The 18310-nt window shown below is 65.5% G+C and carries 17 protein-coding genes; 10 read left to right on the plus strand and 7 right to left on the minus strand.

The window, feature by feature from the left end; all coding sequences use genetic code 11:
- Positions 1-296: 296 nt before the first annotated feature.
- From ACSMEV_RS11300 to rloA, 3 genes are read right to left on the minus strand one after another with little or no spacing between them, the layout of a single operon-like run.
- Complete coding sequence (locus tag ACSMEV_RS11300) at positions 297-1277, minus strand: alpha-L-glutamate ligase-like protein (protein ID WP_459205237.1); 981 nt, start codon at positions 1275-1277, stop codon at positions 297-299.
- Complete coding sequence (gene rloB, locus ACSMEV_RS11305; RefSeq protein WP_459205238.1) at positions 1277-2812, minus strand: osmotic stress tolerance membrane protein RloB; 1536 nt, start codon at positions 2810-2812, stop codon at positions 1277-1279. Before rloB ends, ACSMEV_RS11300 begins: the two co-directional genes overlap by 1 nt.
- A 5-nt stretch (positions 2813-2817) precedes the next feature.
- A complete protein-coding gene (gene rloA, locus ACSMEV_RS11310; RefSeq protein ID WP_459205239.1) occupies positions 2818-3354 on the minus strand; it encodes a retropepsin-like aspartic peptidase RloA in 537 nt (178 codons plus the stop codon).
- Positions 3355-3648: 294 nt separating this feature from the next.
- On the opposite strand from rloA, the gene ACSMEV_RS11315 reads away from it, so the two are divergent.
- The 5 genes from ACSMEV_RS11315 (at position 3649) to prpF (ending at position 10551) form a co-directional block, all read left to right on the plus strand.
- On the plus strand, positions 3649-4365 hold the full coding sequence (locus tag ACSMEV_RS11315) for a GntR family transcriptional regulator (RefSeq protein WP_459205240.1): 717 nt from the start codon (positions 3649-3651) through the stop codon (positions 4363-4365).
- Positions 4362-5252 (plus strand): methylisocitrate lyase, encoded by an 891-nt coding sequence (prpB, locus tag ACSMEV_RS11320; RefSeq protein ID WP_459205241.1) that lies wholly within the window; start codon positions 4362-4364, stop codon positions 5250-5252. The genes ACSMEV_RS11315 and prpB overlap by 4 nt, the downstream gene beginning before the upstream one ends.
- A gap of 60 nt (positions 5253-5312) precedes the next feature.
- Positions 5313-6440: a bifunctional 2-methylcitrate synthase/citrate synthase gene (gene prpC, locus ACSMEV_RS11325; protein ID WP_459205242.1), complete on the plus strand. Its 1128-nt coding sequence runs from the start codon at positions 5313-5315 to the stop codon at positions 6438-6440.
- A gap of 75 nt (positions 6441-6515) precedes the next feature.
- The gene (acnD, locus tag ACSMEV_RS11330; protein ID WP_459205243.1) at positions 6516-9104 is read left to right on the plus strand and encodes a Fe/S-dependent 2-methylisocitrate dehydratase AcnD; all 2589 of its coding nucleotides are present in this window, start codon (positions 6516-6518) and stop codon (positions 9102-9104) included.
- A 265-nt stretch (positions 9105-9369) separates the two neighbouring features.
- A complete protein-coding gene (prpF, locus tag ACSMEV_RS11335; RefSeq protein WP_459205244.1) occupies positions 9370-10551 on the plus strand; it encodes a 2-methylaconitate cis-trans isomerase PrpF in 1182 nt (393 codons plus the stop codon).
- Between the two features lie 441 nt (positions 10552-10992).
- Here the strand turns inward: prpF and ACSMEV_RS11340 are convergent, their stop codons facing one another.
- Positions 10993-12339, minus strand: coding sequence for a heavy metal sensor histidine kinase (locus ACSMEV_RS11340; RefSeq protein ID WP_459205245.1), 1347 nt, complete (start codon positions 12337-12339; stop codon positions 10993-10995).
- A complete protein-coding gene (locus ACSMEV_RS11345) occupies positions 12336-13016 on the minus strand; it encodes a heavy metal response regulator transcription factor (protein ID WP_459205246.1) in 681 nt (226 codons plus the stop codon). The genes ACSMEV_RS11340 and ACSMEV_RS11345 overlap by 4 nt, the downstream gene beginning before the upstream one ends.
- A gap of 156 nt (positions 13017-13172) precedes the next feature.
- Here ACSMEV_RS11345 and ACSMEV_RS11350 point away from each other — a divergent pair, with 156 nt between their 5' ends.
- Both ACSMEV_RS11350 and queF read left to right on the plus strand, forming a co-directional pair.
- The gene (locus ACSMEV_RS11350; RefSeq protein ID WP_459205247.1) at positions 13173-13670 is read left to right on the plus strand and encodes a cupredoxin domain-containing protein; all 498 of its coding nucleotides are present in this window, start codon (positions 13173-13175) and stop codon (positions 13668-13670) included.
- Positions 13671-13914: 244 nt separating this feature from the next.
- Complete coding sequence (queF, locus tag ACSMEV_RS11355; protein ID WP_459205248.1) at positions 13915-14745, plus strand: NADPH-dependent 7-cyano-7-deazaguanine reductase QueF; 831 nt, start codon at positions 13915-13917, stop codon at positions 14743-14745.
- A 104-nt stretch (positions 14746-14849) separates the two neighbouring features.
- Here queF and ACSMEV_RS11360 read toward each other — a convergent pair whose 3' ends face one another.
- Positions 14850-15113, minus strand: coding sequence for a DUF4404 family protein (locus tag ACSMEV_RS11360; RefSeq protein WP_459205249.1), 264 nt, complete (start codon positions 15111-15113; stop codon positions 14850-14852).
- 224 nt (positions 15114-15337) lie between these two features.
- Between ACSMEV_RS11360 and ACSMEV_RS11365 the strand changes: the two genes are divergently transcribed.
- Complete coding sequence (locus tag ACSMEV_RS11365) at positions 15338-16039, plus strand: MlaA family lipoprotein (RefSeq protein ID WP_459205250.1); 702 nt, start codon at positions 15338-15340, stop codon at positions 16037-16039.
- Between the two features lie 37 nt (positions 16040-16076).
- On the opposite strand, the gene ACSMEV_RS11370 is transcribed toward ACSMEV_RS11365, so the two are convergent.
- Entirely contained in the window at positions 16077-16376 is a 300-nt protein-coding gene (locus tag ACSMEV_RS11370) for a PilZ domain-containing protein (protein ID WP_459205251.1), read from the minus strand.
- A gap of 268 nt (positions 16377-16644) precedes the next feature.
- Between ACSMEV_RS11370 and rssB the strand changes: the two genes are divergently transcribed.
- Complete coding sequence (rssB, locus tag ACSMEV_RS11375) at positions 16645-17829, plus strand: two-component system response regulator RssB (protein WP_459208329.1); 1185 nt, start codon at positions 16645-16647, stop codon at positions 17827-17829.
- Entirely contained in the window at positions 17826-18308 is a 483-nt protein-coding gene (gene rssC, locus ACSMEV_RS11380) for an anti-sigma factor antagonist RssC (RefSeq protein ID WP_296264001.1), read from the plus strand. The genes rssB and rssC overlap by 4 nt, the downstream gene beginning before the upstream one ends.
- Positions 18309-18310: the final 2 nt, after the last annotated feature.

Raw genomic sequence — 18310 nt, forward strand, 5'->3', positions numbered from 1 at the left:
GCAGTGATGGCAAAGCGAGGAGGGCGATTGTAGTCCGCTGTGGGAAGGGCGCCTAGGCTCTATATGAAAAGCCTTGGGGCGACGCTTAGGCAGGGAGAATGCCGACAGTATGGGGTCAGACGCTGCGGTTGATTCGGGCGGGACGTCCCTATTGGACGTCACCCTCCCTCGACGCACGCCTGTCGAGACTTGTGCAATGCACCAAGGCGCTGGACATGCTCCCGGCGCGCTGGCGCCGCGCCCAGAGCGCGTTCCCCTTCGAGACTGCGGCCAGTGCCGGGCGAACCCGACCCTGCTCAATACGCCGGCACGTGCCCGAACAGGTTCTGCGCGACCTTCACGCGCTGCTCGGCGTCTTCGCTCACCCCGTCCTTGGCCAGGGCTTCGAGGTGGGCCTCGATGGCGTGGGTGCGCTGGGTCAGGCCGCAGTCGTTGGCGATCTGGATGTTCAGGCCCGGGCGGGCGTTGAGCTCCAGGATCAGCGGGCCTTTGTCCTGGTCCAGCACCATGTCCACGCCGATGTAGCCCAGGCCGCACAGCTCGTAGCAACTGGCGGCCAGCTTCATGAAGCCGTCCCAGGTCGGCAGTTGCACACCGTCGACCGAGTTGGTGGTGTCGGGGTGCTTGCTGATGATGCGGTTCAGCCAGGTGCCGCGCAGGGTGACGCCGGTGGCCAGGTCCACGCCCACGCCGATGGCGCCCTGGTGCAGGTTGGCCTTGCCGCCGGACTGCCGGGTCGGCAGGCGCAACATGGCCATCACCGGGTAGCCCATCAGCACGATGATGCGGATGTCCGGTACGCCTTCGTAACTGATGCTCTTGAAGATCTGGTCGGGGGTGACGCGGTACTCGATCAGCGCGCGGTCGCGGTGCCCGCCCAGCGAGTACAAGCCGGTGAGGATGCTCGACACCTGGTGCTCGATCTCTTCGTGGCTGATGATCTTGCCCGACACCGTGCGGTAGCGGTCCTCGAAGCGGTCGGCAACCACCAGGATGCCGTCGCCACCGGCGCCCTGCGCCGGCTTGATGACGAAATCGCTGCGCCCGCCGATGATCTCGTGCAGCGTGTCGATCTGCTTCTCGGTCTCGATGATGCCGTACATCTCCGGCACATGGATGCCAGCGGCCAGGGCCCGTTCCTTGGTGATGATCTTGTCGTCCACCACCGGGTACAGGCTGCGCTTGTTGTACTTGAGCACATAGTCGGCGTTGCGCCGGTTGATGCCCATGATGCCCCGCGCCTCCAGGGCCTTCCAGGTCTTGATCAGTCCGAACATCAGCCGTCAGCCTTTTTCAGGAACGCCTTGAAGCGCACGAGCTCGGTCAGGCGGTAGCCGCGGTAGCGACCCATCGCCAGCATGAAGCCCACCAGGATCAACAGCACGGCCGGGAAGGTGAAGACGAAGTACACCAGCTCCGGCACCATCATCAGCAGGTGCGCCAGGGACGCAGCGAACAGCGTGCCGATGGCGACCTTCATGGCATGGCCGCCGCCACGCTCTTCCCAGGTGATCGACAGCCGCTCGATGGTCATGGTCAGAATCACCATTGGGAACAGCGCCACGGACAGCCCGCGCTCGAGGCCCAACTTGTGGCTGAACAGACTGATGGCGGCGATCAGCACCACGACGAAGGTCAGCACCACCGACAGACGCGGCAGCATCTGCAGCTTGAGGTGCTCCAGGTACGAGCGCAGCGACAGGCCCAGCGCGGTGATCACCGTGAACAGCGCGATGCCGAAGCCCAACTGCGTTTCGCGGAAGGCCAGGGCGATCAGCACCGGGGTGAAGGTGCCCAGGGTCTGGATGCCGATCAGGTTGCGCAGCACCAGGATCACCAGCACGCCGATGGGAATCATGACCATGATCATGAAAGTCTGCTGGGTTTGCAGCGGCAGGCTGTACAGCGAGTATTCGAGGAAGTCGGCGTCGGTGTTCTCGTCGGTCAGCTTGGCCAGGCGGATGGCGTTCATCTCGCTGTTGTTCAGGCTGAAGGTGACGTTGGCGCGCTTGCCGCCATCGACGGTGACCAGGTTGTCGTCGCCGCTCCACCACATCAGGCGGTCGCTGGGCAGGCCCTGTTCGCCGGTGTCGGGGTTGAAGTACAGCCAGTCGCTGCCGTTGAAGCTGCGCAGCCACAGTTCAGGGGTTTGCGGGGTGTCCGCCACCAGGCGGATGGTGTGCACCTTTTCCATCGGCACGTGGGCGATGGACAGCAGCAGGTCGATGACCTTGGCCTTGTTCAGCGCCGAGGTGTCGCCGGCCAGCAGCAGTTTGACGTTGTCGTCGTTGAGGTTGTTGACCCGCTTGATGGTCTCGCCGACGAAGGTTTCGACGTCGGCAGAATGCTGGCGGATCGGCGCCATCAAAGCTTCGGCGGCGACCTTCTCCGGCCCTTCGACGGCCAGGCTGTCGCGGAAGGTCGGGCCTTTGATCTTGGCCTTTTCGGCGCTGTAGCGCTTGGTCAGCACCAGACGGTAATAAAGGGTCTGGTTGCCGCTGGCACGGCGTGCCGACCAGGTCACCTTGCGGTTGCCGTCGGCGCGGTTGACGCTCACGCCATAGTTGTTGGAGATGAAGCTCTCGTTGAGGCTGACGTAATCGCGATTGAGCGGCGGCACGAACATCTGCACCTTGACCGGGTCCTTGGAGCTGGCCACGAACTCGACCTTGGCGTCGATGTTCCACAGGTCGTCGGTCTCGTCTTCGGTCACCGGAATGCCGAGGAAGAAAATCTGATAGGCCGTGACCATGATGCCCAGCAGCACCAGGACGGTGATGAGGACTTTCAGGTGAAGGGTAAGAGAACGCATCGGAATTACTCTGCGGTAGGAGCTTCGGGGGCACAGGCAGGTTTGCCGGCCGCGTATTTAAGGCTTGGATCGACCACGGCGCTGAAGTGCTTGAGCGCCTCGGAGCCGATCAACAGGGGAAACTGGAACGCGCTGCGGTCGGTGAGGTTGACCTCGATGGTGCGCTGCGTGCGGCCCATGCAGATCTCGAGTTCGATGACCGGACGTGCAGTGTAGGCCTTGCCCGATTCGCCGTCATAGTCGCCGGCGCGGCGCTTGATTTTGCTGACTCTGGCCAAGGGGCGCTCGATGGGGTGTTTGTGCGCGCTGTCGATGCCCAGGTAGAAACGTACCCAACTTTCACCGTCGCGCTTGAAGCGCTTGATGTCGCGAGCGCTGAGCGAGGCGGTCTTGGCGCCAGTGTCGAGCTTGGCGGCCACTTCCAGATCGAGACCGCCCAGGCGGGCGTACTCGTTCAGACCGTACACGGTCTTGTCCGCCGCCTGGACGAAGGCGGGCAGCAGAAGCAGGCAGAGCAGCGATAGAACGGGTGTGGGTTTCATAATCCTGGCGCAGTACGGTGCGAAGTTGAGGCGGACGGCGTGCAGCGGCTGCCTGCGCATCCTCGTTCAGCTGCCATCGCGCTCGAGGCGCGGCAGGCAGGCTGGGCCTGCACCGCCAAGCGGCGCGGCAGTCTACCACGCCGAGGTGTGGACGCCAGCGGGCGGCGTTCTGACAGCGAAGCGGGAAGGGAGTTTCTCTTGAATGTGATTGTCGACAATCCCGGTTTTTTACATTGACCATTGGCTAGTTAATGGCTAGCTTTGCCGTTAACAGCTTTCAAGGTGTCGACAATAATGCAAGCGACCGCCGTATCCGCGCAGACCACCGTCGACGAGGGCGAAACCCTCTCCGAGCACGTGTTCCGGCGTATCCAAACTGCAATCATCCAGGGCGACATCGCCCCCGGCAGCAAGATCTCCGAACCCGAACTGGCCCGCACCTACGGCATCAGCCGAGGCCCGTTGCGCGAAGCCATCCACCGCCTCGAAGGCCAGCGTCTGGTGGTGCGCGTGCCGCATGTCGGTGCCCGCGTGGTGTCGCTGAGCACCCAGGAGCTGATCGAGCTGTACCAGATTCGCGAGTCCCTGGAAGGCATGGCCTGCCGGCTGGCCGCCGAACGCATGAGCGCCGAGCAGATCCAGGCCCTGCGCCAGGTGCTCGACACCCACGAGCAGGACGCCGCGTTCCAGGCGGGGCTGGGCTACTACCAGCAGGAAGGCGACTACGATTTCCACTACCGGATCATCCACGGCAGCGGCAACCAGACCTTAGTACAGATGCTCTGCGGCGAGCTGTACCAACTGGTGCGCATGTACCGCATCCAGTTCTCCACCACGCCCAACCGCCCGCATCAGGCCTTCGCCGAACACCACCGCATTCTCGATGCCATCGAAGCCGGCGACGGCGAACTGGCCGAGCTGTTGATGCGCCGCCACATCGGCGCATCGCGCCGCAACATCGAGCGCCATGCCCTGGCCGCCGAGTCTTCCAGTACCCGAGGTGATCAATGAGCAGCACACGTACCCCCGGCCAACGCTTTCGCGACGCAGTCGCCGCCGAGCATCCCCTGCAAGTAGTCGGCACCATCAACGCCAACCATGCCCTGCTGGCCAAGCGCGCCGGCTTCAAAGCCGTCTACCTGTCAGGCGGCGGCGTGGCGGCCGGCTCGCTGGGCCTGCCGGATCTGGGCATCAGCGGCCTGGACGATGTGCTGACCGACGTGCGGCGCATCACCGACGTCTGCGATTTGCCGCTGCTGGTGGACATCGACACCGGCTTCGGCGCCTCGGCCTTCAACGTGGCGCGCACCGTGCGTTCGATGCAGAAGTTCGGCGCCGCTGCGGTGCACATCGAGGACCAGGTGGGCGCCAAGCGCTGCGGCCATCGGCCGAACAAGGCCATCGTCACGCAGCAGGAGATGGTCGACCGCATCAAGGCCGCCGTGGACGCGCGTCTGGACGACAGCTTCGTGATCATGGCGCGCACCGACGCACTGGCCGTCGAAGGCCTGGACGCCGCGCTGGACCGCGCCGCCGCCTGTGTCGAAGCCGGCGCCGACATGATCTTCCCCGAGGCCATCACCGAACTGCCCATGTACCGGACCTTCGTCGACCGCGTCGGCGTGCCGGTGCTGGCCAACATCACCGAATTCGGCGCCACGCCGCTGTTCACCACCGAGCAGTTGGCCTCGGCCGACGTGTCGCTGGTGCTGTACCCGCTGTCGGCCTTCCGCGCCATGAACAAGGCCGCCGAAAACGTCTACGCCGCGCTGCGCCGCGACGGCACCCAACAGCAGGTGCTGGACACCATGCAGACACGCATGGAGCTGTACGACGCCATCGGCTACCACGCCTTCGAGCAACATCTGGACGCGCTTTTTTCCCAGGAGAAGAGCTGACACCCGCTACACCTGACAAGCCGATGACTCCCTGACAATTTCAATAAAAGGAGCAACACCATGGCCGAAGCAAAAGTATTGAGTGGCGCAGGCCTGCGTGGCCAGGTCGCCGGGCAGACCGCGCTGTCCACCGTGGGCCAGGCCGGCGCCGGGCTGACCTACCGCGGCTACGACGTGCGCGATCTCGCCGCCCATGCCGAATTCGAAGAAGTGGCCTACCTGCTGCTCTATGGCGAACTGCCCAGCGCCGCCCAGCTGGACGAATACAAGACCACGCTCAAGGGCCTGCGCAATTTGCCCCAGGCGCTCAAGGACGTACTCGAACGCATTCCCCGCGACACCCACCCCATGGATGTGATGCGCACCGGCTGCTCGATGCTCGGTACCCTGGAGCCGGAACTGACCTTCGGCGCCCAGCACGACCGCACCGACCGCCTGCTGGCGCTGTTCCCGGCCATCGTCTGCTATTGGTACCGCTTCAGCCACCATGGCGTGCGCATCGACTGTGACAGCGACCAGAGCACCCTCGGCGGCCACTTCCTGGCGTTGCTGCACGGCAAGCCGCCCAGCGAGCTGCACGTCAAGGTGATGAACGTCTCGCTGATCCTCTACGCCGAACACGAATTCAACGCCTCCACCTTCACCGCACGGGTTTGCGCCTCGACCCTCTCGGACCTGTACTCGTGCATCACCGCCGCCATCGGCTCGCTGCGCGGGCCACTGCACGGCGGCGCCAACGAGGCGGCCATGGAGCTGATCGAACGCTTCGCCAGCCCGCAGGAGGCCACCGCCGGGCTGTTGGCCATGCTCGAGCGCAAGGACAAGATCATGGGCTTCGGCCATGCCATCTACAAAGAGTCCGACCCGCGCAACGAGGTCATCAAGGGCTGGGCCGCCCAGCTCGCCGAAGAGGCGGGCGACCGCGTGCTGTATCCGGTGTCCGAAGCGATCGACAAGACCATGTGGGAACAGAAGCGCCTGTTCCCCAATGCCGACTTCTACCACGCCTCGGCGTACCACTTCATGGGCATTCCGACCAAGCTGTTCACGCCCATCTTCGTTTGCTCGCGCCTGACCGGCTGGGCCGCGCACGTGTTCGAGCAACGCGAGAACAACCGCATCATCCGCCCCAGCGCCGAATACACCGGGGTAGCGCAGCGCCCGTACGTGCCGCTCGACCAGCGTTGAATGCTGCACCGGGGGCCTGAACGCCCCCGGTGGCCGCAGGTGGCACCCGATGACCGTGATAGAGCCCATAACGATATGAACACAGCCTACCGAACCCCTTTGCCCGGCACCGAACTGGACTATTTCGATGCGCGCGCGGCCGTCGAGGCCTTGCAGCCGGGTGCCTACGCCGGTTTGCCCTACACCTCGCGGGTGCTGGCGGAAAACCTGGTGCGCCGCTGCGACCCGGCGACCCTCGACGCCTGCCTCGGGCAACTGATCGAGCGCAAGCGCGACCTCGACTTTCCCTGGTACCCGGCCCGCGTGGTGTGCCACGACATCCTCGGCCAGACCGCGCTGGTGGACCTGGCCGGCCTGCGCGACGCCATCGCCGACAAGGGCGGCGACCCGGCCCAGGTCAACCCGGTGGTGCCGGTGCAGCTGATCGTCGACCATTCGCTGGCGGTGGAATGCGGTGGCTACGACCCGCAGGCCTTCGAGAAGAACCGCGCCATCGAAGACCGCCGCAACGAAGACCGCTTCCACTTCATCGACTGGACCAAGCAGGCGTTCAAGAACGTCGAAGTGATCCCGCCGGGCAACGGCATCATGCACCAGATCAACCTGGAGAAAATGTCGCCGGTGATCCACAGCGACGCAGGCGTGGCCTACCCCGACACTTGCGTGGGCACCGACAGCCACACCCCGCACGTCGACGCCTTGGGCGTGATCGCCATCGGCGTGGGCGGCCTGGAGGCGGAGAACGTCATGCTCGGCCGCGCCTCGTGGATGCGCCTGCCGGAAATCGTCGGCGTCGAACTGCGCGGTCGCCTGGCGCCCAACATCACCGCCACCGACCTGGTCCTGGCCCTGACCGAGTTCCTGCGCCAGCAGAAGGTGGTCGGCGCCTACCTGGAATTCCACGGCGAGGGCGCCCGCGCATTGACCCTCGGCGACCGCGCGACCATTTCCAACATGGCCCCCGAATACGGCGCCACCGCCGCCATGTTCGCAATCGACGAGCAGACCCTCGACTACCTGCGCCTCACTGGCCGCGAAGCGCAGCAGGTGCAACTCGTGGAGACCTACGCCAAGGTCGCCGGCCTGTGGGCGGACGATCTGGCGGGCGCCCACTACGAGCGCGTGCTCGACTTCGACCTGGGCAGCGTGGTGCGCAACCTGGCCGGCCCCTCCAACCCCCACGCCCGTGTCGCCACCCGCGACCTCGCCGCGCGTGGCATCGCCGGCGCCTGGGACGACGTGCCGGGGCAGATGCCCGATGGCGCGGTGATCATCGCTGCCATCACCAGTTGCACCAACACCAGCAATCCACGCAACGTCATCGCCGCCGGCCTGCTGGCGCGCAACGCCAACCGCCTCGGGCTGACGCGCAAGCCCTGGGTCAAGTCGTCGCTGGCGCCGGGTTCGCGCGCGGTGCAGCTGTATTTGCAGGAGGCGGGGCTGGAGCGGGAGCTGGAGCAGTTGGGCTTCGGCATCGTCGCCTTCGCCTGCACCACCTGCAACGGCATGTCCGGCGCTCTCGACCCGCAGATCCAGCAGGAGATCATCGACCGGGACCTGTACGCCACGGCGGTGCTGTCGGGTAACCGCAACTTCGACGGGCGCATCCACCCCTACGCCAAGCAGGCGTTCCTCGCCTCGCCGCCGCTGGTGGTGGCCTATGCCCTGGCCGGCACCATCCGTTTCGATATCGAGAAGGACGTGCTGGGCGTGGTCGATGGCCGCGAGATTCGCCTGATGGACCTCTGGCCGAGCGACGCCGAGGTCGATGCCATGGTCAAGGCGGCGGTCAAGCCCGAGCAGTTCCGCCAGGTGTACATCCCCATGTTCGCCCTTGAGGCGGACAGCGGGCCGAAGGTGCCACCGCTCTACGACTGGCGCCCCATGAGCACCTACATCCGTCGCCCGCCGTATTGGGAAGGCGCCCTGGCCGGCGTCCGCAGCCTGACCGGCATGCGCCCGCTGGCGGTGCTGCCGGACAACATCACCACCGACCACCTGTCGCCGTCCAACGCGATCATGCGCGACAGCGCTGCCGGCGAATATCTGGCGCTGATGGGCGTGCCGGAAGAAGACTTCAACTCTTACGCCACCCACCGCGGCGACCATCTGACCGCGCAGCGCGCCACCTTCGCCAACCCCAAGCTGTTCAACGAGATGGTCCGCGATGCCGACGGCAAGGTGCGCCAGGGCTCGTTGGCGCGCCTGGAGCCGGAAGGGCAGGTGGTGCGCATGTGGGAGGCCATCGAAACCTACATGGCGCGCAAGCAGCCGCTGATTATCGTCGCCGGTGGCGACTACGGCCAGGGCTCGTCCCGCGATTGGGCGGCCAAAGGCGTGCGCCTGGCGGGGGTGGAAGCCATCGTCGCCGAGGGTTTCGAGCGCATCCACCGCACCAACCTGGTGGGCATGGGCGTGCTGCCGCTGGAGTTCCACCCCGGCACCACCCGCCACACCCTGGCGCTCGACGGCAGCGAAACCTACGACGTGGTCGGCCCGCGCACGCCGCGCGCCACCCTGACGTTGGTCATCACCCGGCGCGACGGCGAGCGCGTGGAAGTGCCGGTGACCTGCCGGTTGGACACCGGCGAGGAAGCGTCGATCTACGAGGCCGGTGGCGTACTGCAGCGCTTTGCCCAGGATTTCCTGGAGGCGGCTGTCTGATTCGACGGGTCGGCCCTGTGTCCCCGCAGGGCTGGCCGTAGACAACCAGTGGTCAGGCGGGCCGGCGATAGGTTGGTGTGTCGCTCAGGATTTGGCAGAACGGTGCCTGACGCGATTGGCCCGTCGCCACAACGGGGTCGATCGATTGGCAATCCCGATCTGATACGCCGGCAGGCTGTAGCTCCGCTTGGTCCAGGGTTGCCAGCCTCCGCATGACTCAACCTGCCAGCGCCCCTACGGCAGCGCTGGCCCACAGGAATCCACCATGGCACATGCAGCACAACTTAAGATCGCCGCCACCTACATGCGTGGCGGCACCAGCAAGGGCGTGTTCTTCCGCCTGGCCGACCTGCCGGAAGCTGCGCGGGTGCCTGGCGCCGCGCGCGACGCCTTGCTGCTGCGCGTCATCGGCAGCCCCGACCCTTACGGCAAGCAGATCGACGGCATGGGCGGTGCCACGTCCAGCACCAGCAAGGCGGTGATCCTGGCGCCCAGCCAGCGCGAAGGCCACGATGTCGACTACCTGTTCGGCCAGGTGGCCATCGACCGGGCGTTCGTCGACTGGAGCGGCAATTGCGGGAATCTGTCGGCGGCGGTCGGCGCGTTCGCCATCGCCAGCGGTTTCGTCGAAGCGGCGCGCATTCCCCAGGATGGCGTGGCCATCGTGCGCATCTGGCAGGCCAACATCGGCAAGACCATCGTCGCCCATGTGCCGATCAGCGCGGGCGAGGTGCAGGAAACCGGCGACTTCGAACTCGACGGTGTGACGTTCCCGGCGGCCGAAGTGCAACTGGAGTTTCTCGACCCGGCGGCCGACGAAGAAGGCGAGGGCGGAGCGATGTTCCCGACCGGCAATCTGGTCGACACCCTTGAAGTGCCAGGCATAGGCAGCCTGCAGGCGACGCTGATCGACGCCGGCATTCCGACCATCTTCGTCAACGCCGCCGACCTCGGCTACACCGGCAGCGAACTGCAGGACGCGATCAACGGCGACCCTGCCGCGCTGGCGCGCTTCGAAACCTTGCGCGCCCACGGCGCCTTGCGCATGGGGCTGATCGGCCAGCTGGAGGAGGCCGCGAACCGTCAGCACACGCCCAAGGTGGCTTTCGTTGCACCTCCTGCGAGTTATACGGCGTCCAGCGGCAAAGCCGTACAGGCCGAAGACATCGACCTGCTGGTGCGGGCCTTGTCCATGGGTAAACTGCACCACGCCATGATGGGCACCGCAGCGGTGGCCATCGGCACGGCAGCGGCGATTCCCGGCACGCTGGTCAATCGGGCGGCAGGGGGCGGCGTGCGCAGCGCGGTCCGCTTCGGCCATCCGTCCGGCAGCTTGCGCGTGGGGGCCGAAGCGCGGCAGGTGGACGGACAGTGGACCGTGACCAAGGCCCTGATGAGCCGCAGCGCACGGGTGCTGATGGAAGGGTGGGTGCGGGTGCCGGTGTAGGTGCCTACGGTCTTTCGCCTATCACTGGTCTTGACTTGGGCAATGCGCTGGTGCCGGGCCCGGGGGATTGTGGCTGTTGGGGCGGCGGTGCCGCCCATCGCGGCTAAAGCCGCTCCAACACCGAACACCGAACACCGAACACCGAACACCGAACACCGAACACCGAACACCGAACACCGAACACCGAACACTGGCCAGTAGCCCTGATTCAGGCCCGCGTTGATGCCAGGCCTAAAGGGCTGTGACTGTTGGCCGGCGTTGCCGGCCATCGCGACTAAAGTCGTTCCAACACCGAACTCTGTGGGAGCGGCTTCAGCCGCGATGGGCGGCAACGCCGCCCCAATGGGCCCTAGCACTTTCCAACAAAAATCACCCAACACCTGCATCCAAAAACGGCGTTGTCGCGCATCGCGATGGCTCGAAACACCGAACCGGCCGCGCCTATACCGGCAGCTCGATGTTCACGTGGGTCCAGCCTGCCTCGCTCTCCATCCAGATACGCCCACCGTGGGCCTGCACGATCGACCGGGTGATGGCCAGCCCCAGCCCGGCATGTTCGCGCCCCCCGTCGCTGCGCGCGGCATCGGCGCGGTAGAAGCGATCGAACAGGCGCGGCAGCACCTCAGGCGCGACGCCCGGCCCGGTATTGGCGACGCACAAGCGCACGCCGGGCGCCAGGGTCACACGGATTTCGCCACCTGCGGGGGTGAAGCGCAGGGCATTGTCGAGCAGGTTGGACAACGCCCGGCGCAGCATCTGGCGGTCCCCGTCCAGCGCTGCCTGGCCCTCGCGGCCCAGGTGCACGCCGGCGTCCTCGGCCAGCACCGCGTAGTACTCCAGCAGGGCATCGACCTCGTCTTCCAGTCGCAACGGCTGCTGCCCCGGCACCAGCAGGCCATGGTCGGCCTTGGCCAGGAACAGCATGTCGTTGACCATCTGCGCCATGCGCTGCAATTCGTCGAGGTTGCCGTGCAACGCCTCGCGATACTGCTCCAGGCTGCGCGGGCGGGTGAGGGTGACCTGGGTGTGGGTGAGCAGGTTCGACAGGGGCGTGCGCAGCTCGTGGGCGATGTCGGCGGAGAACGCCGACAGGCGTTGGAAAGCGTCGTCCAGGCGCTGCAGCATGGCGTTGACCGCGGTGGCCAGCTCGGCCAGCTCGTCCGGCAGCGCGTGGGCCGGCAGGCGCGTGGTCAGCGAGCGCGCCGACACGCTGGCGGCCACCTTGCCCATCTGCCGCAGCGGTCGCAGGCCGCGGCGCACCGCCCAGGCGCCGAGCAGCGCCGTGGCCAGGGCCGAGAGGCCGACGGTCAGCCAGATCAACTGCTGCATGCGTTGCAGAAAGTGCTGGTGGTGAGTGATGTCCAGGTACAGGGTCAGGCGCGGCGATTGCGGATCTTCGCTGCGCAGCGGCGCTTCCAGGCTGCGATAGTCGACCCCGCTCGCATGCTGGGTGGCCAGGCCCGGACCCGCAGGCGCCGGCGGCAGACCGGCGCGGCTGACGAACCAAGTGTCGCCCTGCACGCTGCGAATGCGCAGCGCCAGGTCGGCCTGATGGCCCAGCTCGGCACGCAGCTCGGTCAGGCGCGCGGGCAGGTCGCCGGCCGTTTGCAGGCCCGACAGTTGCTGGCGCCACTGCGACAATCGCCCCGCCAGCAACTGCTGGTCGAGTTCGATGAAGTGGCCGGCGCTGGCCTGGCTGAACGACAGCCCGGCGATCAACGACACCGTGGCGGTGCAGGCGGCGAACAGCAACCCAAGGCGCGTGCCGAGCGACAGGCGCAGCTTCATTCCAGGCGCTCCTCGAGCACGTAGCCCATGCCGCGGACGGTGTGGATCAGCTTGGTGGCGTGGGCGTCGTCGATCTTCAAGCGCAAGCGACGGATCGCCACTTCGATGACGTTGGTGTCGCTGTCGAAGTTCATGTCCCACACCTGCGAGGCGATCAGCGACTTGGGCAGCACCTCGCCCTGGCGGCGCAGGAGCAGTTCCAGCAGGGCGAATTCCTTGGCGGTGAGGTCGAGGCGTCGGTCGGCGCGCTCGACCCGGCGGCGGATCAGGTCCAGGCGCAGGTCGGCGACGCTCAGGGAAGTGTCTTGGGTAGCGCCACCGCCACGGCGCAGCAGGCTGCGCACCCGCGCCAGCAGCTCGGCGAAGGCGAAGGGCTTGACCAGGTAATCGTCGGCGCCTAGTTCCAGACCGCGCACGCGGTCCTGCACGTTGTCGCGGGCGGTGAGGAACAGCACCGGCGTATCGAGGCGGGCCTCGCGCACGCGCTGCACGATCTGCCAGCCATCGCGCCCTGGCAGCATCACGTCGAGCAGCAAAAGGTCGTAGTCGCCGGTCAGCGCTAGGTGCAGGCCAGTGTCGCCGTCGCTGGCAAGCTCGGTGGCGAAGCCCGCTTCGCGTAGGCCCTGGCACAGGTACTGGCCGGTCTTGGCCTGGTCTTCGACGATCAATAGTTTCATGGCGCAGGGTTTCCCGGGGCAGTCGCGGCGGGGCAAGGATACGTCAGGCGGGCGCGGCGCGGCCAAGCTGACAGCTTTGTAATCTGCGTGTCAGGTGCCCGCCAGCGTCGGGCGGGTAGGGTGGCAGCATCGCGTTCCGCCGTCATTGGAGTACCCATGAAACCGCTGTTGCTCACCGCTGCTCTGTCGTTGCTCAGCTTGCCAGCCCTGGCCGATACCTTCGCCTTCGGCCAACCGGCGCCGGCCGCCCAGGCCGACCGCACCGTCGAGGTGCTGCTCAAGGACATCGCCTTCGAACCTTCCAGCCTGCAGGTCAAGGCAGGTGAGACCGTGCGCTTCGTGCTGATCAACCAAGGCAAACTGCCCCACGAATTCAACCTGGGCGACAAGGCCATGCACGTCGAACATCAGAAAGAGATGCTGGCGATGCAGGCGCAGACCTTCTCCGGGGCCGGCCAGCAAGGCGGCGGCCACGACGCCATGCAGCATGGCCATGGCGCCCATGCGCATGGTGCGGGTAATACCGTACTGGTGCAGCCAGGCCAACGTGCAGAGTTGACCTGGACCTTCAGCGCCTCGACGCCCATCGAGTTCGCCTGCAACGTACCGGGGCATTACCAGGCAGGAATGGTGGGGCCGCTGACCATCGAGTGAGGCGCAAGGTGTGGGCAGCGCCTCGAACCCGATACAGACCTGCGTTGCCAGCAGCGATATCGGGCGTAGGCGCTGAAGTCGCCGGCCGCCAAATGGGCCGCAGGGTGGTGGGGCAGCGTTGCGAGCCAGCATGAACCTGCTGTGTCGTGCGGAGCTGCCTCAGTCACGGCCGGTCGGGCCAGCTGCCGGCCGGGATGAAACCCGGTAGAATCGCCCGCATTTGACTCTGCAGGCAGCTTCCCCCATGCACCCTTCCGCCGAACACTCGCCGCTGGGCAAGTCCAGCGAATATATCGCCACCTACACCCCCTCGCTGCTGTTCCCCATCCCGCGCCTGGCCAAATGGACCGAACTCGGCGTCAGCGCCCAGAACCTGCCGTGGCAGGGCTTGGACTACTGGAACTGCTTCGAGCTGTCGTGGCTGCTGCCCTCGGGCAAGCCGGTGGTCGCCATCGGCGAATTCGCCATTCCGGCCGACTCGCCGAACATCATCGAGTCCAAGTCGTTCAAGCTCTACCTCAACTCGCTGAACCAGACCGCCTTCACCACCAGCGATGAACTGCGTGCCTGCCTGGTGAACGACCTTTCCGCCGCCGCCGGCAAACCGGTCGCCGTGCGCGTGCGCACACTGGCCGAAGTCGAAGAGGAGGGCACCACTGCCTTGCCGGGCCGGTGCATCGACGGGTTGGACGTGACCATCGACAGCTACGACCACCCACAACCCGACCTACTGCGCTGCGACTCCGAGCGCATCGTGGAAGAGACGCTGCACAGCCACCTGCTCAAATCCAATTGCCCGGTCACCAGCCAGCCGGACTGGGGCAGCGTGGTGGTGGACTACCACGGCTCGGCCCTGGACCACGCCAGCCTGCTGACGTACCTGGTGAGTTTCCGCCAGCACTCGGACTTCCACGAGCAGTGTGTGGAGCGCATCTATCTGGACTTGAAGAAACTGCTGAACCCGCAGCGCCTGACCGTCTATGCGCGCTATGTGCGCCGCGGCGGGTTGGACATCAATCCGTACCGCAGCAGCGAGGCCATCGCGCCGCGCAACCTGCGATTGGTGCGTCAGTAACCCTTGGCCAAGGCGCTGGCTGCATAGGCTACAAGGCCTGGGTGTGGCGCCTGCGCCATTTCACCCTGGCCCTACCGATGTAGGCCGCCGGAGCGGCCGCTGCCTCAGATGCCCATGCTATGCAACGAGTTGGCGATGCTGCGCAGGGTTGCGGTGAGGTCTGGATGCTCGGCTTCGAAACGTTCGATGGCCAGGTTCACACCATCGACCACGTTGTTGTCGGCCGTCGCTTCTTCGAGTTTGAGCTGGGCTTCGACTTCGCGCGCTTCTTCGTGCAGGTTGGCGACTTCCTGCTCGGACAGCGGCACATTGCGATCCAGCTGTTCGCGCAGGCTGTTCAGACGCGCTTGCAGTTCGGGGGCGGACATGGGGGCACTCCTTCAATGACGTAAGGCATGGACCTACGCAATTGGTCAAAGGTTTCTGACCTACAGGCAAGCGTAATCCACCCAACGCCCTTTCGCCTGCCCAGGGCATCGTTGTGCACTTGATCGCAAAGCTGTTCATCGGCAGCGGAGGTCTTATACTGGCGCCTTGTCAGGCACCCGCGTTCCAGCGCGTGCCGCCGTGAACCCCTCGATGGAGAAGCATTATGCGTAGGACCGGCGTGATTGATCGCGTCACCCAGGCCTGTATCTGTGCCAGCTTGCTGCTGGCGCCGATCACGGCGACTCAGGCCGCCACCGAGGACGATCCCTGGGAAGCCGTCAACCGGCCGATCTTCAAGTTCAACGACGTGCTGGACACCTATGCCCTCAAGCCCTTGGCCAAAGGCTACCAGGCCATCACCCCGCAGTTCGTGGAAGACGGCATCCACAACGTGTTCAGCAACCTAGGCGATGTCACCAACCTGGCCAACGACGTGCTGCAGCTCAAGTACCACGCCGCCGGTGTGGACACGGCGCGCCTGATCGTCAACACCACCTTTGGCCTGGGCGGCCTGATCGACGTCGGTACCCACATGGGTCTGACCCGCAACGACGAAGACTTCGGCCAGACCTTGGGCTATTGGGGCGTGCCGAGCGGCCCGTACGTGGTCATCCCGCTGCTGGGGCCGAGCACCGTGCGCGACGGCCTGGCGCGCTACCCGGACACCTACACCAAGCCGTATCGCTACATCGACCACGTCCCGACCCGTAACACCGTCTTCGCGGCTGACGTGATCGACACCCGCGCGCAGCTGTTGTCGGCGGAGAAGCTGATCAGCGGCGACAAGTACATCTTCATCCGCAACGCCTATCTGCAGAACCGCGAGTTCCGCGTCAAGGATGGCGAAGTCGAAGACGACTTCTGATACGCCCGTGCAGCGAGCCGCCGACCTACCGTGCGGCTCAGCGCATTTCCAGGATGCGCAGCCCCAGCTTCTGCTCCCCATCGGGCTGGTCGGCGATCCACACCACTTCCGTGCTCGCTTGCAGGCCCTTGAGCGCGGCATGTTCCGATTCGATGCGCACTTCGATGCGGTCACCCACCTGAAAATGCTGCGGGGCTTGCACCTGCATGCCGCTGCTCGACAAGTCGAGGCACACGGCAGCGATCACTTCGCCCGCATGCAACAGGCTGGCGGCCGTATCGACCCGCATACGGATGAAATCGCGTTTCTCGCTGTAGTTCGGGGGCGTCTGTGACATGGGGCAACCTTCCATCCGGTAGGGCTTGGGAACTTTCTTATAACTCCCGGCGATTTCGCCTGTAAAGTGCGGGAACGTCGCGCCTGCCGTGCTTGAAACGCCTGGCGGATGGGAGTACCGTCTGCGCCTTACAGGGCACTTCTACCCTGGGCAGCCCGCGAGCCCCTCGCACCCTTGTCCAGCGTGAGTGGCCAGAGAGAATTCCAGTAGTCGACTGCCCGCCACCTTGCAGCGCTACGCCAACCTATTTCTGGCGCCGTTCGCCCACATGCAGAAAACCAGTGCAACGCTGCTGATCATCGATGACGACGACGTAGTGCGCGAGAGCCTCGCCGCCTATCTCGAAGACAGCGGCTTCCGCGTGCTCCAGGCCAACAACGGCCAGCTCGGCCTGCAAACCTTCGAACAGCAGACCCCGGATCTCGTCATCTGCGACCTGCGCATGCCGCACATGGGCGGGCTGGAGCTGATCCGCACGCTCAACGAACGCGCGCCACAGTTGCCGGTCATCGTGGTCTCCGGGGCAGGTGTGATGAGCGATGCCGTCGAGGCCCTGCGCCTGGGCGCCGCCGACTACCTGATCAAGCCGCTGGAAGACCTCGCCGTGCTCGAGCACTCGGTGCACCGTGCCCTGGAGCGTGCGCGCCTGCAGCAGGAAAACCAGCGCTATCGGGAAAAGCTGGAAGCGACCAACCGCGAACTTCAAGCCAGCCTGAGCCTGTTGCAGGAAGACCAGACCGCCGGCCGCCAAGTGCAGATGAACATGCTGCCGCACAGCCCGTGGAGCGCGTCGGATTTCGCCTTCGAACACCAGATCATTCCGTCGCTGTATTTGTCGGGCGATTTCGTCGACTACTTCCGTGTCGACGAAAAGCGCATCGCCTTCTACCTGGCCGACGTGTCCGGGCATGGCGCTTCGTCGGCCTTCGTCACCGTGCTGCTCAAGTTCATGACCACGCGCCTGTTGTTCGAATTCAAGCGCAACAGCGCCTTGCGCGACTTCAAGCCGTCCGACGTGCTGGGCCACATCAACCGTGGCCTGATCAACTGCAAGCTGGGCAAGCACGTGACCATGGTCGGCGGCGTGATCGACGAAGACACGGGCCTGCTGACCTACGCCGTCGGCGGCCACCTGCCGCTGCCGGTGTTGTACACCCCTGGCCAGGCGCGCTATCTGGCAGGGCGCGGTCTGCCGGTGGGCCTGTTCGAAGAGGCGAGCTATCAGGACCACGTCGTGGAGCTGCCGCCGCAGTTCAGCCTTACCCTGCTGTCGGACGGCATCCTGGACCTGTTGCCAGGAAGTACCCTGAAAGAGAAAGAAGCTGGCTTGCCCGAGGTGGTCAAGGCAGCGGGCGGCAGCCTGGATGGCCTGCGCCGACGATTCGGATTGTCTACGCTTGGGGAGATGCCGGATGATATCGCCCTCTTGGTGCTGAGCAGGAACCTGCAATGAGTACTGGAAGAATCCAGTTTGCCGAAGAAACCGGCACCTTCGTGCTGAAGTTCGTCGGTGAAGTGCGTCTGACCTTGTGCACGGCCTTGGATGCCACCATCGAGAAAATCTTCAGTTCGTTGAGTTTCTCCAACATCGTCATCGACCTGACCGAAACCGAAAGCATGGACAGCACCACCCTGGGGTTGCTGGCCAAGCTGTCGATTCTCTCGCGCCAGAAGGTCGGCCTTCTGCCGACCGTGGTCACCACGCACCCTGACATTTCGCGGCTGTTGCAGTCGATGGGTTTCGATCAGGTGTTCAACATTGTCGATCACCCACTGCCGTGCCCGGAATGCCTGGACGAGCTGCCGCCGCAGGACCAGAGCGAAGACCTGGTGCGCGCCAAGGTGCTCGAAGCGCACCGCATCCTGATGGGCTTGAACGACTCCAACCGCGAGGCGTTCCGCGACCTGGTCAATGCGCTGGAGCGTAGCTGACC

The sequence above is a fragment of the Pseudomonas sp. MLB6B genome (genome assembly GCF_054508135.1).